The following is an 18463-nucleotide window of genomic DNA, read 5'->3' on the forward strand; positions in this document are numbered from 1 at the left end:
CGTGGCGTCCGATAATGACCGTTGACAATATTGTGGAAACGTTATTCTCGGTCGGCTACCGTGAGCCTATGACGACGGCGCTGCGGGACGCCTTGCGGGCAGAGACGCTGGTGTTGTGCCTCGCGCTGCTCCACGCGCGCACGCCCGACGTTCCGGCGATCGCTGCGGCGTGTGGATACGACGCGGTGTACGTCGATCTCGAACACACATCGACGTCCCTGGATACCGCGCAGATGCTGTGCGCGAGCGCGCTCGGCGCGGGGATCTCCGGCCTGGTGCGGGTGCCGTCTAACGATCCCAGCGTCATCGCGCGCGTCCTGGACGGCGGCGCGGTGGGAGTTATTGTGCCGCATATAAATTCGAAGAAGGAGGCCGAACGAGTCGTGCAGGCCGCGCGATTTCCACCGATCGGCAACCGGTCCATTTCGGGTCCCAACGCGGTCAGCGGATACGCACCGCGAACAGCGCCCCAATTGGTGGAGCTGCTCGAACGGCGCACGGTCGTGGCCGTGATGATCGAGACCCCGGAAGCTGTCGAAGCAGCCGACTCCATCGCCGCCGTCGACGGCGTCGACATGATTCTCATCGGACCGAGCGATCTGACCGCCGAAATGGGCGTCCATGGACAGTATGAGAATGATCATTTCCACAGTGCAGTAGAATCGGTCGCGGCGGCTTGTCGTAGGCACGGCGTGGCGCTCGGTATTGCCGGAATAAAGTCGGTTGACCTGCTGAATCGATTCGTGGGACTGGGATTGCGATTCATCTCGGCGGGGACTGATGTCGGGATGATGACCGAGGCAGCCTCAGCCCGTGCGCAAGCGCTTCGCGGACTGCAGGGCCACCGCGACCACTGACAACGATCACCGAGAGTGACGCCCACACAACAGGAGGACCGGATGCCGACAGCCATCTACACCGAACGCGTCACCGACCCAATGGCGTGGACCGGCGCGGACTTCACGAGCAAGGAAGACTTCGCCTTCGACCTGTCCGCCCGCAATGTGGCTGCGCTGGAATCGATCCTGGCCAAGACGGCGAACAAGGACCGCGATGACATCACGCCAGAGGATGCTCGGCACCCCGACCTCGACGACGATCTGGCGCGGCTCTACCACGATCTGATGTTCGGCAAGGGCCTGGCCTGCGTGCGCGGCTTTCCGGTCGAGCAGCATTCGATTGAGGACCTCGAGCGCATCTACTGGGCGTTCTGCACGCACCTCGGCTATCTGGTGTCGAACAACTCCTTCGGTCACCGCATGGTGCGCGTTCAGGAAGAGATCCTGCCCGGCGGCGTGCAACCCGCTCGCGGCACGAAGTCTCGTGCCGAACTCGCGATGCACAACGACGCCGCCGACATCCTGTCGCTGCTGTGCGTCTACCCGGCGGCCCAGGGCGGCGAAAGCCAGTTCGCCAGCGGCCCGGCCGCGCACAATCGGATCCTGGCCGAACGCCCCGATCTGCTCGACGTGCTCTACGAGGGCTTTCCGCACCACCGACGTAGCGAACAACCCGATGACCAGCCCGATGTCACGCCCTACAACGTCCCGGTCTTCTCCCAGATCAACGGGCGAATCTGCATCAACTTCACCTACAGCAGCATCCTGCCGGCCATGAAGACGCTCGGGCGCGAATTCACCCCGAAGCAAGAAGAGGCCGTCGAGCTGCTGCGCAACATACTCGTCGACCAACAGGTCGAATTCCGTTTGGAGTCCGGGGAAGCGGCGGTGGCCAACAACTTCGCGATGTGCCACTCACGGTCGGACTTCGTCAGCAGCGACGACCCCAAGAAGGCCCGCTGCTTCCTGCGCGCCTGGATGGAGGTCCCGCGCGAAGATCGTCGGCTGCCGATCGGTCGCGAGTACTTCCACATGGAGAACAAGGATCTGCGGCTCGGATACGACGTGGTGCCCGGGCGCGACGGCGCGATCGCGCGCAACGACTACCGCAACGTCGACACGGCGCTGGCCGACATGTTCAAGGCGGCACAGGCCAAACCCAAGGCACGGCCATGAAAGGCGCACGACAAAGATGACCGGCGCGCCACGACCGCGGTTGGTCGTCGAGCGGTGGACTGACCCCGCCGCAGCGGACGTCCTGGAACTGTCCGGCATCGATATCGTCAAACTCGATCTGACCGCGCCCGCCGAATCAGGCTGGGCGGCATTGGAGTCCGCGCACGGCTATCAAGTCGCCACGCGAACCGATGTTGCCTCCGTGGCCGACGGCGCACAGTGGCTGGCCGGTGAGGCATTGATCGCGCGCTGCCCGTGCCTGCTGGCCGTCTGCTCGGCAGGAGCCGGATATGACGTCATCGATGTCGACGCGTGCACCCGCGCGGGGATAGCGGTGTGCAACAACTCTGGGCCGGGAGCGGAGGCGGTGGCCGAGCACGCCCTGGGATTCATGCTCGACCTCGCCAAGAAGATCACCGTCTCCGACCGCGCGCTACGGAGCGGTCCGCTTCGCGATCGGCTGGCCCTGCGGGGAACTCAACTGTTCGGCAAGACGCTCGGTGTCGTCGGGCTCGGTGCTATCGGGGGCCGCCTCGTCGAGTTGTGTGCGCCGTTCGGCATGGAGGTGCTGGTCTTCGATCCGTACCTCGACGAGACGACCGCGCGGTCTCGCGGTGTGCAGCAGGTGACGCTCGCCGAGCTCGTCGAACGTTCGGACTTCGTGCAGGTGACGTGCCCGCTGACGAGCGAGACGCGCGGGCTCATCGGCAGAACGCAATTCGCCGCGATGAAGCCGACCGCCTTCTTCATCACCACGGCGCGCGGGCCTGTTCATGACGAGGCGGCGCTGCTCGACGCGCTCGTCAGCGGCGGAATCGCCGGCGCGGGCCTCGATGTGTTCCACGAGGAGCCGCCCCGGCAGGACAACCCGCTGCTGCAACTCGACAACGTCGTTGCGACGCCGCACACCGCGGGCATCACGGTGGAGGCCGCGCGGGACATCGCCGTCGCCACCGCGACTCAGTGGCAGACGATCTTCGAAGGCCGCATGCCGCCTCGCTTGTTGAACCCGCAAGTCTGGCCTCGCTATTGCGAACGATTCCACGACATCCTTGGTGTTCACCCGACCGCGCGCGTCCCCGCGGCGGCGGAGTGAAAACGACTACCCCCCAACGAGTGTGAGAGAAGGACCGTGACTTGGCGACACACTACGACACGATCGAGGTCGAGGTCAGGGGCCATGCCGCCTGCGTGACCCTCAACCGTCCTGAGGTGCTCAACGCGATCAACGACGAGATGATCGCCGAACTCGCGGTGGCTTATGCGGAAATCGAACGCTCGCAAGATATCTGGACCGTGATCATCACGGGTGCCGGCCGTGCGTTGTGCGTCGGAGCCGACGTCAACAAGGCCGCCGACCACGACATGGAGAACGCGGCAGGCATCGACAACCAGGGCGAACCCATCCTCAGCTCGATGCGGCAGTGGGACGCCCCGCAGGAGGCGACGCCGCCGTGGCTGCAGATGACCAAGCCGATCATCTGCGCGGTGAACGGCATCGCCTGTGGGGCGGGAATGGACCTGGTGACCACGGCGGACATCACCATCGCGTCCGAGCGCGCGACGTTGATGGACCCGCATGTCAGCATCGGCGTGACCTCCGGGCGCGAGGGGGTCAGGCTGGCCCGTGTGCTCCCGCTGCCCGTGGCGATGCGGCTGATCCTGATGGGCAAGCACGAAAAGCTCGACGCGCAGCGCGCTTATGACTTGGGCGTCTTCACCGAAGTGGTCGCGCACGATGAGCTCATGGCGCGCGCCTGGGAGATCGCCGACATCGTGAATTCGAATGCACCGCTGGCGGTGCGTGGTTCACGGATGGCCGTGCGCAAAGGTCTGACGATGCCCATCTACGAGGCGGAACTGCTCGCCGAGAATTACCGGATGAAGGTGGCGCTGACGAAGGATGCCATCGAGGGGCCGCGCGCCTTCCTCGAGAAGCGCCAGCCGCAGTGGAAGGCGCTGTAGGGCTCGACCGGCTGCGTTACACCATCCCGAAGAAGTTCTTTGCGTTGGTGGACAGCACCTTTCGCTTGGTGTCCTCGTCCAGGCCCTCCGTCGCCTTGTTTGCGACCTCGAGACTCCGCGGCCAGTTCGTGTCGTTGTGCGGGTAATCGGTCTCGAACATGAGTTGGTCCGGCCCGACCAGATCCAGGATGCGGAACGCGACCGGATCGCCGAAGGTGGAGAACCACACTCGTCCGGGCACCTGGCTGCTCGGCGGTTCGGTCAAGAGGGGGTGGATGCCGCCCCACGCGCGCCGGTCCTCCCAGACCTCGTCGACACGCTGCAGGTAATAGGGGATCCAGCCCGCTTGTGCCTCGGCGAACGCGAGCTTGAGGCCGGGGAACTGCATGAGCTTGCCGGAGAACAACCAGTCGACCATGGCGATGGTGCAGTTGACGGCCATCAGTGCGCTCGTCACGACATGCGGGGAGTCGGGGGAGGACTTGGTCAGCGAAGAACTCGATCCGATGTGGAGCATGATCCCCACCTGATTTCGCTCGCACGCGGCGAAGAACGGGTCCCAATAGCCGCTGTGAATGGACGGCAGGTCGAGGCGAGAGGGCAGCTCGGAGAAGCACACCGCGCGCATCCCCCGGGCGGCCACCCTTTCGACCTCTTTCGCGGCGAGCTCGACGTCCCAGAGCGGGATGATGCCGAGCGGGATCAGCCGACCGTTCGAGCTGCCGCCCCACTCGTCGATCTGGAAGTCGTTGTAGGCCTCGACACAGAGCCTGGCGAGCTCCTTGTCCTTGCCGTACAGGAAGCGTTGGCCGCAAAAGCGTACGAGGGTGTTGGGAAAGCAGGCCGAGGCTTCGATGCCGGCAATGTCCATGTCCGCGAGCCGATCCGCGGGACGGTAGCAGCCGGGGCGCATCTCGTCATAGGTGATGGGGTCGGTGGTGAGTTCGTCGATTTCATAGCCGGCGGCCGCGCTGATGAGCGGGATCGGGATAACCGCGTCCTCGTAGTGCCAGATGTCCGCGTCGCGGCCCTCGTCGTCCTCGACGAAAGCCACATCGGACGTGACGGATGGATCCATGCGCCCGCGCGTGCGAACGATCCGCGGGCCGATGTCGCGATAGCGCTCGGGCAGCCGGCTGGTCCACAAATCGGCCGGCTCCACCAGATGGTCGTCCGGCGAGACGATGAGGATGTCTGCGCTCAACGCTGCACTCCTTCGAGAACGGCCCATGGCTTCAGTGAGTGGCACACGGATTCGGAAATGAGAATGACCGTTTCCACGGTACCGCATGAGGCGGCCCGGCGCGCCGGGGCACCTCTGGGCTGTCGTCGGACCAAGGTACCTCGGAGGCGTACCGGCGCTGGGAGAACCGCCCCACTGCGGGCCGCCGTCGAACCTTCGGGGCCGATGCCGGCAGTAATCACTTACCCGCAGTGAGAATCAACATGCACGTGTAGGTAGATCGCACATTTTCCGCGTCGGGCGGGTAGTCTTTTTCGCATTATGCCTACGAAGAAGCCCGCCGGCCCCGATCCCGAAACCGGCTTGGAATTGGTCGACAACAACGTCGAGCTGCACGGCTCGTGGCAGCAACGCACGATCGAGCGGCGTCTGAGTTCTGCCAGAGCGCGTGCTCTCGCGCGCAGTTCGCGGTTCCTGGCCACCGCGCTGGAATTGGTAGAGGAGTCGGGCAAGGCCGATTTCACGATCCAGACCCTCATCGACAGGTCGAATCTCAGCCTGCGAGCGTTCTACCAACACTTCGCGGGTAAAGAAGAACTGATGTTGGCGCTCTACGAGAACGTCACGAGTCAGTTCACCGAGGACATTCGCCACGAGGTCGCGGCCGCCGACGGTCCGATGGAGCAACTCGAGGCTTTCTGCCGGGGCGTTCTGTCCCGCGCGGAGTCGTCGGAAGCCGTCGGGGGCCGGGTCATGACGATCTACAACCTGAGCCTGGAGATCGAGCGGCCGGACGACTTCGCAAAGGTCTGGGAGCCGCACCTGAAGCTGCTGACCAAGATCCTCACGTCGTGTGCTCGGGCCGGACTGGTACGCACGGATCTGACCCCCGCGCAGCTGACCACGTTGCTGAACACCACGCTGACGGCGCTCGCTCAAATCGGCGTTTTTCATCTGGGCGGCAAGGGTTCCAAGCTGACGGAGGACCAGTTGTGGGCGTGGTGCAAACAGGCCGTCACGCCGCCCGCGTCGGACGTCAAAGCCAAGCCGGCGCGCAAGGCGCCGCGTGCCGCAGCCGGCGGACGGGCCGGACGGCCGAAGAAACTAACGGGGTAGGCCGAGCCCGCGCTGGGCGATGATGCTGCGCTGGATCTCGCTGGTGCCCGCATAGATCGTCGTGCCCAACGAGAATCGCAGCGAGTGGTCAAACCGCCCGCGTTCGGGAGCGGTCGGCTCGAGGTAGCTGCGTAGACCGTCCGGGCCGACGAGTTCGAACACGTCCTGGCTGGCACGCTCGAGCGCCTCGGTGCTGAACACCTTGGACATCGACCCCTCGGCCACAGGTATGTCGCCCTGCTCGACCATCCACACGCACCGGCGCTGCAGCAGCATCGACACCTCAGCCTCCATCGCGACGCGGGCGAGCCGGCGCCGGACGTCAGTATTGGCGATCGGCAGTGAGCCGTCGCGGGACGCGCTGGTGGTTGCCCAATGCTCGGCATGGTGCAGCAGCCGGATCAGGTGCGGCCCCCATCCGGACGCGTGCTCGTCTTGCAGCGACAGGCTGAGCACCTGCCAGCCGCCATCGACTTCGCCGATGCGCCACTCGTCGCCGATCCGGACGTCGCTGTAGAAGGTGATGTTGGTGCGTTCCCCGGAAAGCGTCCATACGGCTTGTGCCGCAAAGCCATCAGAGTCGCCCGGCACCAGGAACATCGTCAGGCCTTTGTGTTTCGGCTTGTCCGGGTTCGTGCGCGCAAGCAGGAACACGAAGTCGGCGAGGTGACCGTTGGTGGTGAACATCTTGGAGCCGTTGATCACCCACCCGTCGCCGTCGCGCACGGCGCGGGTGGCGGCCGCCGCGACGTCCGACCCGCATTCGGGTTCGGTGAAGCCGAGCGCAATGGTGATGTCGCCGTTGATGGCTCCGGTGAGGATGCGGTCCTTCAAGAAGGGGGTGCCGATCTGACGGATGATCGCCGCCACCATCCTGGTTGTCTCGGAGAGGTACACCGGCGCGTCATACCGCATCAGTTCCTCTTTGACGACCTGATCGTCCCAGGCGTTGCGGCTCTGTCCGCCGAACTGGACGGGCCAGGCCGGAGCGAAATAGCCCTTTTCGACGAGACTTTTGGCGAACTCGTCGTCGTGTGCGACCCCGCTGCGGTAGATGCGTTCCTCGAATTCGGGGGTCAACACGTCGTGCAAGTGGGCACGGAGTCCGTCGCGGTAGGTCTCGGTCTCCGTATCGAGCTGAAAGTGCATGTATGCACGCCAATCTGTCGTGGCACGCGGCCCAGGACGGTACGCATGGCAATGTTAATCTCAATTTTGAGAGTAACCATATCCGCACGTGACGGGGCGATAACGTGGACCTGAGCCTGACGGGCGAACAGAGACAGTTGGTGGATTCGTTCGCCGCGCTGTTTGCGCGCGAGTCGACATCCGAACGAGTCCGGGCGGCCGAGCCGTTGGGCTTCGACCTCAAGCTGTGGAAGGCCCTGCTGGAGACGGGGGCGGTGGAGATGGCGGTCGACGAGGCGGCCGGCGGATGGGGCGCGCCCGAACTGGAACTCGCGTTGATCGCCGAACAGTTCGGACGCGCGGTCGGGTCCGCTCCCGTCATCGAAGCGCAGGTTGCCGCGCGGCTGCTGGCGGCGTCCGGCGAGGCCGGTACCGGGCTTTTGAATGAGGTCCTCGCCGGGGAGCAGCTGGTCACGTTCGCGCCTCGCACCGGTCGCGGTGGGCGGTTGGGGTTGGTGCCCGGCGGGGCGGTGGCAGACCACGTCATCGCCCTGGCCCAGGGGCGGCTGCTGGTGGTTCCGATCGGAGAGAACCGCACCATAGTGGAAAATCTTGGGTCAATGCCGCTGGCGGACATCATGATTGACGATCCCGTCGTGCTTGCGGATGGACCGCGGGCGCGCGGCCTATTCGATGGCGCCGTTGACCTGTGGCTCGCGCTGACCGCCGCGGCTTTGGCGGGCGCGGCCCAGAGGGCCGTGGAGATCGGCGTCGACTACGCCCAGCAACGTCATGCGTTCGGAACCGCGATCGGCTCGTTCCAGGCGGTGTCTCACCCGCTGGCTGACAGCGCCACCGCCGCCGATGGGGCGCGGCTGCTCGGGCTCAAAGCCGCGTGCGCATTCGCCGACGAGCCCGATTGCGTTCGCGAACTGGCTGCGATGGCGTTCGCATTCGCCTATGAGACGGCGCGCGACGCCACGCGGCGCAGCCTGCACATTCAGGGCGGATACGGGTTCGGCATGGAGGGCGACATCCAGCTTTACTATCGCCGGGTTCGGGGATGGGCAATGGTTTTCGGCGAACCCGCGGTCGCATTGGACCGGGTGGCCGATGCGCGCTATGGCGCCGCCGCGGAGTGACCAGAATCGCGACGCGCAAGGATCGCGAAGCTCAGCGTGGCACGCGCCGCGAGTCGGTCGCGGCCAACGTCGAAGACGTCGACGGCGACAACGATCATCCGTTTTCCCGCGCGCACCAACGTGGCGACCGCACGCGCGGGGCCATCGACGATCGGTGCCAGGAAATGGATGGACATGTCCGCGGTTCCCGCGCCGTCGCCGTCGCCGGCATATTTGACCGCAAGGCGCCCTGCGGCGACGTCGATGAGAGTGGCTACCAGCCCACCCTGCAGCGCGCCGCGAATGTTCCTCAGGTCTCCTCGGTTGTGCAGGTCAACGACGACCGAGTCATCGGTGTCGACGACGTCGTAGAACGGCAGCTGGGCGAAAAGATGTCCCGGAACGGTGACGTCCATAGGGCGTGGCGCCGCGGGCGAGTTATTGGTCACCGGCACAACGTTAGACGCTGGACCGGACCTGATCTTTCACGGCCAAGACAACCGGGGGAGCGCTCCGCCAGTTCGGCACCCCTTGCTCCTCGCCGGCGGTGGGGAGCTTGTCCTCCCGGATCTGGGCCCAGTGCGAGTGATTCAATTGGTGCAACGCGAAACACGACTGCAGCGCGTTGTAAAAACCCATGTTGTCGACCGATTGGTTTACCGACTCTTTGATGAGCAGGGCCGCCATCGTGGGCACCTCCGCGATGCGTCGCGCCAACTCGAGAGTGCCCTCGGCCAGTTCGTCGCGCCGGAAGATCTTGCTCACCATGCCGAGCCGGTAGGCCTCTTCGATCCCGATCGCGTCACCGGTGAGCATGAGCTCCTTCGCGCGCCGCGGTCCGAATTCCCAGGGATGGCCGAAGTATTCCATGCCGCACATGCCCAGCCGCGTGCCTACCACATCGGCGAAGCGCACCTCTTCGCTGCCCACGATGAGGTCACAGGCCCAGATCAGCATGAGTCCCGCCGAGAACACGTCGCCGTGCACCTGGGCGATGGTGATCTTTCGTAGGTTGCGCCAGCGCAGGTTGTTTTGAAAGAAATAGTGCCATTCCTGCAGCATGGTCCGCTCCGCTCCATCGCGCGTACCGCCGTTGATGGTCACGGTGGGGTGCTGGCCGGGCCCGGGGCCGAACTCGGCACGCGCCTGCTTGGAGCCGATATCGTGGCCCGACGAAAACATCGGGCCCTCGCCGGCCAAGACGACGACGCGGACGTTGTCATCGGATTCGGCGCGGGCAAACGCCTCGTCGAGTTCGACCAGCATGCCGCGGTTTTGGGCGTTGCGCTGGTCGGGGCGGTTCAGCGAGATCCGAACGATCACGCCGTCGTCGAAGGTCTCCCACTTCAAGAATTCGTAATCGCTCACCGTTCGCCCCTTCTTCCCGCATCCGGTAATGGTGTTATCTCTATATGAGAAGATATGTTCTCACAGTTCGGCGCGCGACGACCGGAAGGGGTGCCGATGGCGGACGGTCGAGGTAAGCCACGAGTGATCCTGTGGGGTCCTGGTCAGGTCGGCATCGGCGCGTTGCGTGCCCTCATCGCCCATCCCGGCCTAGAGCTGGCCGGCGTCGTGGTGCACGCGGAAGCCAAGGACGGCAAGGACGCCGGCGACCTGTGCGGGATGCCCGCGACCGGCGTCATCGCTACGCGGGACATCGGTGCCGCACTATCGGTGGACGCCGACGTGGTGGCCTACTTCGCGTCCGGTGACTATCGCTACCACGACGCGGCGGTGGACATCGCGCGCTGCCTGCGCGCTGGCAAGCACGTGGTGTGTACCTCGTTGGTGCCCATGTGTTATCCGCCCGCTGCAGACCAGGAAACCGTCGAACTGCTCGAGGCGGCCTGTGCGGAGGGCGGCACCAGCTTTTTCAACAGCGGTGTCGATCCGGGCTGGGCGAACGATGTGATCGCGCTGACGATGACGGGCTTCAGCAGCCGTGTCGACGGCATCACCATGCTCGAGATGCTCGATTACGGCCCGATCAATCAACCCGACATCATGTTCGACTTCATGGGATTTGGGCATACCCCCGATCATCCGGCGCCGCTCTTCGACCCCGACCGCCTCGCCGCGTTGTGGGGACCCACCGTGCATCTGGTCGCGGATGGTGTTGGCCTGCCACTCGATCGCGTCGAGACGACGATCGAGAAATGGTTGGCGACAGAGCGTTACGAAGTGGCGTCGGGGTGGATCGAACCGGGAACCATGGGAGGAATGCGATTCAAGCTCGCCGGAATGGTCGGCGGAGAGGAACGCGTTGTGCTGGAACACATCACCCGAATGGGCGACGGTGCCGCACCGGATTGGCCGCGGCATCCATCACCGCTCGGTGGCTACCGGGTCATCGTGGACGGCCTGCCCACCTACACCGTCGACATCGAGATGCACGGCCGCGGGAACAACATGCGCGGCCTGACCTACGCGACGGTCATGCGCGAACTCAATGCCATCCCCGCGGTGATGGCCGCACCAGTTGGTTTGCTGTCCACCCTCGATCTGCCGTTGGTCACCGGTCCCGTGCGCGGCGGAACCTGGCGGGGCGTGCTGCCCGCAAAGGCGAAGCTGTGAGCGAACAACCGGTCCCGCCCGCATCGGTGGATCTATGGGAGGTCATGCGGACCGCGTCGGCGGTACGGCGCTATCGCGACGAACCCGTCTCCGACGAGGTCATCGACGCGTGTCTGCGCGCGGCGAGTTGGGCTCCGTCCGGCGGCAACCAGCAGCCGTGGAAGTTTGTGGTGCTGCGATCGAGCGCTCTGCGCGACGTGGTCACGGCGGCGGCTCACAAGACATGGGAGGTCATGACCGAGTTCTATCGGCTTTCGATGCCCGAGGACGAGGCTGACGACCCCAAGTCGCGCGTGCTGCGCGCGATGGCTGAGCACATGAGCGTCGGTGGCGCGGCGCCCGTGCTGGTGCTGTTCTGTGTCCAGCCGCAGCGGGGAACCACCGAACTACAGCAGGGAGGGTCGATCTTTCCCGCGGTCCAGAACTTCCTGTTGGCGGCCCGCGCGCAAGGCCTGGGCGCGGCGATCACCCTGTGGCACGGGTCCTGCGAGGATCAGCTGCGGTCCATGGTCGCAATCCCTGACGACTGGAAGATCGCGACCTTGCTCACGGTGGGCTGGCCCAAGGGCGGGCACCACGCGGTGCGGCGCAAACCGCTTGAAGAGGTGGCGGCGATCGATCGTTGGGATCAATCCTGGAGCAAGAGGATGGCGTAAGGGACCCAGCGGTCGAAATCGTGCTGCTTCAACTGCATTCCTGTCGCCAATGTGCGGGCGGCCGCGTGGTCTGACGCGCCTCACCCGGTCGACGGGACGGGAGATGAGCCGCCCCACCTGCTGCTCAGCGGGGGGTGAGTGAGCACGGCTGGCGTTACATTTGCCTGTGCTAGTGTAACTGCGTTGTCGCAACGGGCCGACGGGAAACTGATGACCGCTGAGCAAGTCATGCCTGCGGAGATCGCCGCAGGGACCCGCACCGACGTCGGCGAAGTCATGAGCACTTCGCTTACACCGCGACATTCGACATCGAAATCGTGCAGCCCGGCGCCGACGGCGTCGGCCCCATTCAGCTGAACAGCCCTGCAGCCCCGATGGAGTTCTGATGACCGTGCCCACCGCCCCCACCGAATCCGACCTGTACTACGACCCCTACAACATCGACCTCAACATGAACCCCTATCCGGTGTTCGCCCGGATTCGGGAAGAGGCCCCGCTGTACTACAACGAACAGCACGACTTCTACGCGCTGAGCCGCTACGACGACGTCAACAAGGCGGTTATCGACCACGAGACGTTCATCTCCGGGCGCGGAGCCCTGCTTGAGATCATCAAGTCGGGCATGGAAATACCGCCGGGCACACTGATTTTCGAGGATCCGCCGATCCACAACATTCACCGCAACCTGCTGTCGCGGGTGTTCACTCCGCGCAAGGTGCTCGCACTCGAGCCGCAGATCCGCGAGTTCACCGCGCGCTGCCTGGATCCGCTGGTCGGGTCGGGTCGGTTCGACTTCGTCAACGACCTCGGCGAGCAGATGCCCATGCGCGTCATCGGCATGCTGCTGGGGCTCCCGGAAGACCGGCAGCGGCAGATCACCGACCACGGCGAGGAGACCCTGCAGGGGAAGACCGTCGACGCGCTGGCCACCGGCGAGGTGTTCGCGGAGTTCGTCGACTGGCGCGCCGAACACCCGTCCGACGACATCATGACCGACCTTCTCAACGCCGAGTTCGAGGACGAGACCGGCACGGTGCGCAAGCTGCGCCGCGACGAGCTGTTGATGTACTTGACGGTCATCGCCACGGCCGGTTCCGAGACCACCACCCGTCTGATCGGCTGGGCCGGTAAGACGCTGGCCGACTACCCGGATCAGCGCCGTGATCTGGTGGAGAACCCGGGACTGATTCCTCAGGCGATCGAGGAGATCCTGCGATGGGAGCCGCCGGCGCTCCAGATCGCCCGCTACGTCACCCGCGATGTCGAGTACTACGGCCAGACCGTGCCGAAGGGTTCGGCGATGCTGATGCTCGTCGGCGCGGCCAACCGCGACCACCGCCGGTTCCCGCCGGACGGTGACGTCTTCGACATCTACCGGGAACAGCGTTCGCACATGACCTTTGGCGCGGGCACGCATTTCTGCATGGGCAACGCGCTGGCCCGCCTGGAGGGTCGGATCGCGTTGGAGGAGATCCTCAAGCGTTTCCCGGCATGGGAGGTCGACTGGGCCAACGCGGCGCCGTCGGAGACCGCCGCGGTCCGCGGCTGGGCGGCCATGCCCACGTTGGTGTCCCGGTCATAGCGAACGTCGGCTACGGGCCCGCCCACTCCACGACGTCGCAGAGCGCGCGCCGCGGCGTGGGCGGCAAGGCGGCCGCGCTGTCCGCGGCCCAGCCCACCCGCAGCAGCATCTGCGGATAGCCCTGCGCGCCCCACACGTCGTCGCGGACGGCGTCGCGTGTTTCCGGGATTTCCAGGGGCTCGGTGATCGGGCAAGACGCCAGTCCCATCACCGTCGCCGTCAACAGCAGCGCGCTGGTGGCCTCGCCGGCGCGGAGTTGAGCCAGGCGGTCCTCGGCTTCGCTGCCGAGCACCAGAATGATGGCATTGTCCTGCGCGGGTGAGGTGCCGGGCGGCTGCGCGAGGCCCGGTCCGGCGAAGATGCGGCCGGGGATCGGTGCGCCGCAATCGTGTTCGGGGATGTTGCGGGCCGGCACCCCGGCCCGCGACCCGTATCGACCGCTCCATCGGGCGAGCTCGACAAGGTAATCGCGGTCGGTCGCGTGGGCCAGCGCGGCTCGCTTGACGATGTCGTGCAGCCTTTCCCGCGCGTCGACGACGCGCAGCGTCACTCCCATCTGAGCGGCCACGGCCGCCATCGCGGCGATTTCAGTTGCCGCCACCGGGCGCGCGCTATAGGTCCGCCGATCCGTTCGGCGCCGCGGGATTGCCTCCGCCAGGACGGTCTCGGCGCTATCGGGGGAGTGCGGGGATACCTCGATGGCGGCAAGGTGGCCGGGATCGGCTGGATCGGGTAGGCGGTGCACGTCAGCGCGCCAACCCATCGCCGCCAATGCGACGACGCAATGGTGAAGCGCTGCACCGCAACTCAAGATCAGATCCCGGCCGTCTGGGTCGGTGCTGGGTAATTGCATGCCCGGATCGGTGTAGAGGTGCAGGCTCGTGCGGTCCACGCGCCACCGCCACGGCTGCGTGTTGTCGATGGAAGGGGCCCGCGTGGCCAGCGTGAGGACCGCCTCGATGTCCCGAGCGTCGGGGAAAGGCCGAAGGGCTCCGCCGCTGTGCCGATGATCTTGCTTTGTGACCGTGTCCAACACGACTGCCTCCGGGTTTTCGGCGACCGATCCTCTTGCGTCCAGGGATATATAAATGAATAATATCCTCTAAATAGGCAGTGGGCAACAAGGCGAAGGGATGCTCGGCGCAGATGGTCCCCGAGACGGCAACAACGTCCGAGCGAAGGGCGCTGAGTGTTAATGCACGGCGCCAAAACATCTTTGGCCCGCAGGCCGCCGCCTATTCGGGGTATTACCGCCTCGGCTTGGGACTTTTGGCCCTGCCGCCGCGGCCGCGCCGGGAAGAGAATGGTGTTACGACTAGTTGCAGATAAAGTTGGGAGGTGGCGGCCGTGGATCAACTGACAACCCTTGACGCCGGCTTTCTGAAGGCGGAAGACGCCGACCGGCACGTGAGTTTGGCGATCGGCGGTCTGGCGGTCATCGAGGGACCGATCCCGGAGCGTGATGCGCTGATGGCGACCCTCGCCGAGCGGATTCGCTTGTGCCCGCGGTTCGGACAGCGCCTGCGAACGCGCCCCTTCGACCTCGGTGCACCCGTGTGGGTGGACGATCCGGACTTCGATCTCGGCCGTCACGTGCGGCACATCGCCCTACCGCGACCGGGCAACGACCGAGAGTTGTACCAGTTGGCCGCCGACGTGATCTCCCGCCGCCTCGACCGGGATCGCCCGCTGTGGGAAATCTGGCTCATCGAGGGCCTCAGCGACAACCGGTGGGCGATGCTCACCAAGATCCACCACTGCATGGCCGACGGCATCGCCGCTACCCACATGCTTGCCGGCCTATGCGATGACGGCATCGGCGAGAGCTTCGCAAGCCATATCCATGCCGCCAAAGGATCTGAACGACAAGGAGTCTCATCCGGTCGACCGGCAATCAATCCGTGGAAAATCCTCGGCGGGCTGTGGAACACCTCGGTCGCGATCACGGCCGCCACCGCCCGCACCGCGTTGGGCGCCGCGGAGATTACCGCCGGTTTATTGCGTCCCACGACGACGTCGCTGAACGGGCCGATAACCACGTTGCGCCGCTACGGCGTCGCGCGGGTTCCCCTGGCCGACATCGCGCAGGTGTGCCAAACCTTCGATGTCACCATCAATGACGTTGCGCTGGCCGCCATTACGGAGAGTTACCGCAACATCCTCGTTCAGCGGGGTGAAGCACCGTTGCCGGACGCGCTGCGGGCGCTGGTGCCGGTGTCGATGCGATCGGTCGATGCGTTGGACAGGACGGACAACCGCGTGTCGGTGATGCTGCCGTACCTGCCGGTCGACGAGGAACACCCGATAGAGCGGCTGCGGACCGTCCATTCTCGCTTGGGCCGCACCAAGTCTCACGGGCAGAGCCAGGCAGGCCACGCATTCGTGTCGATGGCCAACCGCATTCCCTTTCCGCTGACGGCGTGGGCGGTCCGGTTGTTGACCCAGCTGCCGCAGCGCGGTGTCACCACCTTGGCGACGAATGTCCCCGGGCCGCGCCGGCCGCTGCGGCTCATGGGCCGACGGGTGCTCAGCGTGTTCCCCGTCCCGCCGATCGCCATGCAATTGCGGACCGGGGTCGCGATGCTGAGCTATGCCGAGGACCTGTTCTTCGGGGTCCTGGCCGACTATGAGGCCGTCGCCGACATCGATGCGCTGGCCCGCGGGATCGAGCTGGCCGTGGCACGGCTGGTCGCGATCAGCAAGCAACGCAAACGAACACGCGGTCGCCGGGGGCTATCGCTGGTGGTCAACGTCTAGCCATCACCGCGGACGGAAAGACGCGGTCAGTCATGATGCCGCACAACGGGTTCGGGCAAGAACAGTCGGCAGGCACCGGGTTCGGCGAACGGAATGAGGTCCAGGCCCGGTGTGTCGGTGACGCCGAGCCGCTCCAGCATTCCCTCGACGATCCCGAGGTGGACCTGACAGACGATGGCCGGGTAGCGACGGGCGGCGTCCAGCAGCGGGCAGCGGCGCAGGGCGATGCCTCGGTGTGCGCCCGCTACGTCGGGCGCGAAACCGAGGCGGGCCAGCGCCTCGAGCACGGACCGCCGCGCATCGCCGCCGGCGTGGCTGCGCTCGTCGAGGAGTTCGCGTCCCCACTCGACGCCTGCGGCGCGCGCGTCGCGCTCGGGCTGCGCGCTGGTGCGAGCCAGCTGTCCGGCCAGCGCGGTCGCCAAACCCGCGTAGTCCCGCATCGCCACCGCGGGGTCGGCGGCCGAAGCCCGATACAGCGTTGCCGGACGCCCGCGCCCGGGTGTCCTGGCGGTGGATCGCTCGACGAGCCCGAGCTCGACGACGGCGTCCAGATGCTCGCGAACGGTGTTGGCGTGCAGGTCAAGAGCCGCTGCCACGTCGATGACCCGGACGGGGGAGTGCGCGCGCACGTGGTCGAGCACCCGCAGCCGCTGCCCGGACAGCGCGACGGGCGCCTCAAGCACCGGCGTCGGTCGGGGGCCCAGGACGACCGGCTCTTTTTTCACGGAATTTATTGTAGTAAATTATTGGACGTCGCACACTGCAATGAGCTCAGCGTGGCGATCGGGCTCGACGAAAGGAACCGAACATGCCGGCCAACGATGTGATCGTGGCGTCCACAGCTGCCGATGCCGGCGCGGTCGAAGCCATCACGAACCACCACGCGCAGCTGGCCGGGCAGCTCGCGGTGCTCACCGACGCGATGGTCACGGCGGTCGAGCGCGGCGCGGACTTCGAGCCGGCGCGTGCCGCGGCCCTGGTCTTCCTGGCCGGTGAATTGCTGCCGCACGCGGCCGCCGAGGAGGACCGCCTGTACCCGGCCGCCACGCGCACCCCGCGGGCGCGGCCCCTGATCGAATCGATGATCGCGGCGCACCGCATCATCGGCTCCCTCGTCGACGGCATCCGCACGGAACCGCCGGTGCGCGCGGCCGGTTCCGCCCAAGCCCTGCGGGTGCTGTTCGACGCACACCTGGTCGACGAGAACGAGCGGATCCTGCCGATCGTCGCCGCCGACCCGGATGTCTCCCTGGTGGAGGTGACCGAGGGCATGCACGAACTCCTCGGCCGCACGCATGCCGTCAACGGCGCGGAGCCATCGCACAATTGCGGCTGCGGCGAAACCGATTCCGATGATCCCGTGCTCGACGTCCGTGAGGTGCCGCATTCGATCCGGCACGCGACGGTGTTCGGCGCGTTCGACGCGGTTCCGGCTGGTGGTGCCCTGGTGCTGGTGGCTCCCCATGACCCGATTCCGCTGCTGCGCCAACTCGACCACCGCGTCTCGGGCCGACTCGAGATCCGCTACGAGCAGCGCGGTCCGGAGGCGTGGCGGTTGCGGCTGATCAAGCGATGAGGGTCGGTACGGCCCAGGCCTAGCCCGGAAACCGTTTGCTGTCAGGGTGATTCGCCGAGCATCTAGTCTTCGCGCGAGAGCGCCGCGCGCGGGCACGCGGCGACGGCCTGCTCGGCGAGCGCTTCCTGCTCTGGGGGAACCGGGTCGGTGCGGACCACGGCGTACTCGTCATCGTCGAGTTCGAACACCTCGGGTGCGATGTTCACACAGAAAGCATTGCCCTCACAGCGATCACGGTCCACAACCACGCGCATTCGAGAATCCTCCTTCGGCAGTTCAGCGGGCTGAAAGCCTCACGCGTTCGCCTGCTGGCACTCCCATCCGTCGGGAGTGCGCCCGGTCTCGATGAACCGGGCCAGTTCCGCGCTCGTGTGCGGCGGCAGGTCGGTGTCGGCGCTCGGATAGATGACCGGCTCCTCTTTGGAGTTGTGCTGCTGCAGCTGATCCAGCAGCTGCGTGCACGTATCCCGGAGCTGCTGGCTGTCGTCACCGGCGGCGAGCAGATCCGTCAGCGTGGCCATGGTGTGCCACAGCTCGCCGTGCTCGCGCATCATCACGAAGATGGGCATCGCCATCCCTCCTTCCCGCAGCGGCGGGAACAGGAAGACCTCCTCGAGGTAGATGTGCCGGCGCAGTGCTTCCAGCGTGGTGGTCATGAGTTCGCGCTGCAAGCTGCCACAGTCGAGCTTTTCGATGAAAGTCGCTATCGCATCGTCGATTTCGTGGTGTTCCCGTGTCAGCTCGGCGGATAGCGTCAGGCTGGCCATACGTGTCTCCTCTGCGTCGG

Annotated in this window: 19 protein-coding genes; 11 read left to right on the plus strand and 8 right to left on the minus strand. The window is 65.9% G+C overall.

Annotated elements, in window-relative coordinates:
- The first annotated feature begins 14 nt into the window (after positions 1-14).
- Genes W7U_RS04845 through W7U_RS04860 form a run of 4 tightly spaced genes read left to right on the plus strand, consistent with a single transcriptional unit; the run spans position 15 to position 3980 of the window.
- The gene (locus W7U_RS04845; RefSeq protein WP_020822155.1) at positions 15-857 is read left to right on the plus strand and encodes an aldolase/citrate lyase family protein; all 843 of its coding nucleotides are present in this window, start codon (positions 15-17) and stop codon (positions 855-857) included.
- A gap of 42 nt (positions 858-899) precedes the next feature.
- Positions 900-2015, plus strand: coding sequence for a TauD/TfdA family dioxygenase (locus W7U_RS04850; protein WP_008255444.1), 1116 nt, complete (start codon positions 900-902; stop codon positions 2013-2015).
- Positions 2016-2031: 16 nt separating this feature from the next.
- Complete coding sequence (locus W7U_RS04855; RefSeq protein WP_008255445.1) at positions 2032-3111, plus strand: hydroxyacid dehydrogenase; 1080 nt, start codon at positions 2032-2034, stop codon at positions 3109-3111.
- Between the two features lie 41 nt (positions 3112-3152).
- Positions 3153-3980 (plus strand): enoyl-CoA hydratase-related protein, encoded by an 828-nt coding sequence (locus tag W7U_RS04860; protein ID WP_008255447.1) that lies wholly within the window; start codon positions 3153-3155, stop codon positions 3978-3980.
- Positions 3981-3996: 16 nt separating this feature from the next.
- On the opposite strand, the gene W7U_RS04865 is transcribed toward W7U_RS04860, so the two are convergent.
- On the minus strand, positions 3997-5184 hold the full coding sequence (locus W7U_RS04865) for an amidohydrolase family protein (RefSeq protein ID WP_008255450.1): 1188 nt from the start codon (positions 5182-5184) through the stop codon (positions 3997-3999).
- A gap of 300 nt (positions 5185-5484) precedes the next feature.
- Here W7U_RS04865 and W7U_RS04870 point away from each other — a divergent pair, with 300 nt between their 5' ends.
- Entirely contained in the window at positions 5485-6279 is a 795-nt protein-coding gene (locus W7U_RS04870; RefSeq protein ID WP_008255452.1) for a TetR/AcrR family transcriptional regulator, read from the plus strand.
- Here the strand turns inward: W7U_RS04870 and W7U_RS04875 are convergent.
- On the minus strand, positions 6268-7428 hold the full coding sequence (locus W7U_RS04875; protein ID WP_008255454.1) for an acyl-CoA dehydrogenase family protein: 1161 nt from the start codon (positions 7426-7428) through the stop codon (positions 6268-6270). The two genes, W7U_RS04870 and W7U_RS04875, sit on opposite strands and share 12 nt — an antisense overlap.
- A 104-nt stretch (positions 7429-7532) precedes the next feature.
- On the opposite strand from W7U_RS04875, the gene W7U_RS04880 reads away from it, so the two are divergent.
- Positions 7533-8549: an acyl-CoA dehydrogenase family protein gene (locus W7U_RS04880; RefSeq protein WP_008255456.1), complete on the plus strand. Its 1017-nt coding sequence runs from the start codon at positions 7533-7535 to the stop codon at positions 8547-8549.
- On the opposite strand, the gene W7U_RS04885 is transcribed toward W7U_RS04880, so the two are convergent.
- Both W7U_RS04885 and W7U_RS04890 read right to left on the minus strand, forming a co-directional pair.
- Complete coding sequence (locus W7U_RS04885; protein ID WP_008255458.1) at positions 8528-8944, minus strand: PaaI family thioesterase; 417 nt, start codon at positions 8942-8944, stop codon at positions 8528-8530. The genes W7U_RS04880 and W7U_RS04885 overlap by 22 nt on opposite strands.
- A 43-nt stretch (positions 8945-8987) precedes the next feature.
- Positions 8988-9896, minus strand: a complete 909-nt coding sequence (locus W7U_RS04890) for an enoyl-CoA hydratase (RefSeq protein WP_008255460.1) — start codon at positions 9894-9896, stop codon at positions 8988-8990.
- Positions 9897-10019: 123 nt separating this feature from the next.
- Here W7U_RS04890 and W7U_RS04895 point away from each other — a divergent pair, with 123 nt between their 5' ends.
- The 3 genes from W7U_RS04895 to W7U_RS04905 all read left to right on the plus strand — a co-directional run bounded on the left by W7U_RS04895 (position 10020) and on the right by W7U_RS04905 (position 13343).
- A complete protein-coding gene (locus W7U_RS04895) occupies positions 10020-11105 on the plus strand; it encodes a dihydrodipicolinate reductase (RefSeq protein ID WP_008255462.1) in 1086 nt (361 codons plus the stop codon).
- 44 nt (positions 11106-11149) lie between these two features.
- Positions 11150-11761 (plus strand): nitroreductase family protein, encoded by a 612-nt coding sequence (locus W7U_RS04900; RefSeq protein ID WP_008255464.1) that lies wholly within the window; start codon positions 11150-11152, stop codon positions 11759-11761.
- Positions 11762-12146: 385 nt separating this feature from the next.
- The gene (locus W7U_RS04905) at positions 12147-13343 is read left to right on the plus strand and encodes a cytochrome P450 (RefSeq protein WP_008255465.1); all 1197 of its coding nucleotides are present in this window, start codon (positions 12147-12149) and stop codon (positions 13341-13343) included.
- A 10-nt stretch (positions 13344-13353) separates the two neighbouring features.
- Here the strand turns inward: W7U_RS04905 and W7U_RS04910 are convergent, their stop codons facing one another.
- Positions 13354-14379 (minus strand): nitroreductase family protein, encoded by a 1026-nt coding sequence (locus W7U_RS04910; protein ID WP_008255466.1) that lies wholly within the window; start codon positions 14377-14379, stop codon positions 13354-13356.
- A gap of 311 nt (positions 14380-14690) precedes the next feature.
- Between W7U_RS04910 and W7U_RS04915 the strand changes: the two genes are divergently transcribed.
- Complete coding sequence (locus W7U_RS04915) at positions 14691-16100, plus strand: wax ester/triacylglycerol synthase family O-acyltransferase (protein WP_008255467.1); 1410 nt, start codon at positions 14691-14693, stop codon at positions 16098-16100.
- 26 nt (positions 16101-16126) lie between these two features.
- On the opposite strand, the gene W7U_RS04920 is transcribed toward W7U_RS04915, so the two are convergent.
- Positions 16127-16825, minus strand: a complete 699-nt coding sequence (locus W7U_RS04920; RefSeq protein ID WP_008255468.1) for a helix-turn-helix domain-containing protein — start codon at positions 16823-16825, stop codon at positions 16127-16129.
- Positions 16826-16908: 83 nt separating this feature from the next.
- Here W7U_RS04920 and W7U_RS04925 point away from each other — a divergent pair, with 83 nt between their 5' ends.
- On the plus strand, positions 16909-17676 hold the full coding sequence (locus W7U_RS04925) for a DUF2249 domain-containing protein (RefSeq protein WP_008255476.1): 768 nt from the start codon (positions 16909-16911) through the stop codon (positions 17674-17676).
- Positions 17677-17738: 62 nt separating this feature from the next.
- Here W7U_RS04925 and W7U_RS04930 read toward each other — a convergent pair whose 3' ends face one another.
- Both W7U_RS04930 and W7U_RS04935 read right to left on the minus strand, forming a co-directional pair.
- Positions 17739-17930, minus strand: a complete 192-nt coding sequence (locus W7U_RS04930) for a ferredoxin (RefSeq protein ID WP_008255478.1) — start codon at positions 17928-17930, stop codon at positions 17739-17741.
- A gap of 39 nt (positions 17931-17969) precedes the next feature.
- On the minus strand, positions 17970-18443 hold the full coding sequence (locus W7U_RS04935; RefSeq protein WP_008255480.1) for a hemerythrin domain-containing protein: 474 nt from the start codon (positions 18441-18443) through the stop codon (positions 17970-17972).
- Between the last annotated feature and the right edge of the window lie 20 nt (positions 18444-18463).

The organism is Mycobacterium sp. H4Y (assembly GCF_000364405.1).
GTDB classification, from domain to species: domain Bacteria; phylum Actinomycetota; class Actinomycetes; order Mycobacteriales; family Mycobacteriaceae; genus Mycobacterium; species Mycobacterium intracellulare.

Excerpts from the sequence above, each read along its gene's own strand:
- W7U_RS04875 (WP_008255454.1), bottom strand. The coding sequence starts at position 7,428 with ATGCACTTTCAGCTCGATACGGAGACCGAGACCTACCGCGACGGACTC.
- W7U_RS04935 (WP_008255480.1), bottom strand. The coding sequence starts at position 18,443 with ATGGCCAGCCTGACGCTATCCGCCGAGCTGACACGGGAACACCACGAA.
- W7U_RS04850 (WP_008255444.1), top strand. The coding sequence starts at position 900 with ATGCCGACAGCCATCTACACCGAACGCGTCACCGACCCAATGGCGTGG.
- W7U_RS04855 (WP_008255445.1), top strand. The coding sequence starts at position 2,032 with ATGACCGGCGCGCCACGACCGCGGTTGGTCGTCGAGCGGTGGACTGAC.
- W7U_RS04885 (WP_008255458.1), bottom strand. The coding sequence starts at position 8,944 with ATGGACGTCACCGTTCCGGGACATCTTTTCGCCCAGCTGCCGTTCTAC.
- W7U_RS04925 (WP_008255476.1), top strand. The coding sequence starts at position 16,909 with ATGCCGGCCAACGATGTGATCGTGGCGTCCACAGCTGCCGATGCCGGC.
- W7U_RS04845 (WP_020822155.1), top strand. The coding sequence starts at position 15 with ATGACCGTTGACAATATTGTGGAAACGTTATTCTCGGTCGGCTACCGT.
- W7U_RS04870 (WP_008255452.1), top strand. The coding sequence starts at position 5,485 with ATGCCTACGAAGAAGCCCGCCGGCCCCGATCCCGAAACCGGCTTGGAA.
- W7U_RS04905 (WP_008255465.1), top strand. The coding sequence starts at position 12,147 with ATGACCGTGCCCACCGCCCCCACCGAATCCGACCTGTACTACGACCCC.
- W7U_RS04900 (WP_008255464.1), top strand. The coding sequence starts at position 11,150 with ATGCGGACCGCGTCGGCGGTACGGCGCTATCGCGACGAACCCGTCTCC.
- W7U_RS04930 (WP_008255478.1), bottom strand. The coding sequence starts at position 17,930 with ATGCGCGTGGTTGTGGACCGTGATCGCTGTGAGGGCAATGCTTTCTGT.